The following is a 929-nucleotide window of genomic DNA, read 5'->3' on the forward strand; positions in this document are numbered from 1 at the left end:
GCTTCCTCGCCGACCGTACGGAGGCGGGGATCGCGGACATCGGCTACTCCCTGGCGCTCTCCCGCGCCACCTGGGACCAGCGGGTGGCGGTGACCGCCGCCACCCGGGAAGAACTCCTCGACGGACTCAAGGCGATCGCCGACGGTGGTCGCAGCGACCGGGTCCACGAGGGTGGTGCCGCGTTCCTGTTCTCGGGTCAGGGTGCGCAGCGGCTGGGCATGGGCCGCGAGTTGTGTGAGGCGTTCCCGGTGTTCGCGGAGGCGTTCGATGCGGCTGTGGTGGAGCTGGACCGGTATCTGGAGCGTCCGTTGCGGGAGGTGGTGTGGGGTGAGGACGCGGGGTTGCTGGAGCGGACGGTGTTCACGCAGGCTGCGTTGTTCGCGTTCGAGAGTGCGTTGTTCCGGTTGTGGGAGTCGTGGGGTGTCACTCCGGATGTGCTGGTGGGTCATTCGATCGGTGAGCTGACGGCGGCTTATGTGGCCGGGGTGTGGTCGCTCGAAGACGCGGCGCGTCTGGTGGCGGCGCGGGGCCGGTTGATGGACGCACTGCCCGAGGGTGGTGCGATGGTCGCAGTGGAGGCCGGCGAGGACGAGGTTGCGCCGTACCTGGATGAGCGGGTGTCGTTGGCGGCGGTCAATGCGCCGGGTTCGGTGGTGTTGTCGGGTGAGGAGAAGGCCGTTCTTGCGGTGGCGGAGCGGTTCGCCGATCGTCGTACTCGCCGTCTGCGGGTTTCTCATGCCTTCCACTCGGCGTTGATGGAGCCGATGCTGGCCGATTTCGAGACGGTCGCCCGTGAACTCACGTACACGGCACCCAGGTTGCCGATCCTGTCGACGGTTGGGCCGGACGTGGATCTGACTGATCCGGCGTATTGGGTGGGTCAGGTCCGTGCCACGGTGCGGTTTGCGGATGCGGTGGTGGAGTTGGGT

General features: G+C 67.6%; 1 protein-coding gene. It reads left to right on the forward strand.

Going from position 1 to position 929, the window contains the following annotated elements; all coding sequences use genetic code 11:
* On the forward strand, positions 1-929 hold a 929-nt coding region (locus tag K7854_RS37255), incomplete at both ends, for an acyltransferase domain-containing protein (protein WP_226030983.1).

The organism is Streptomyces hyderabadensis (assembly GCF_020404845.1).
Classification (GTDB): domain Bacteria; phylum Actinomycetota; class Actinomycetes; order Streptomycetales; family Streptomycetaceae; genus Streptomyces; species Streptomyces hyderabadensis.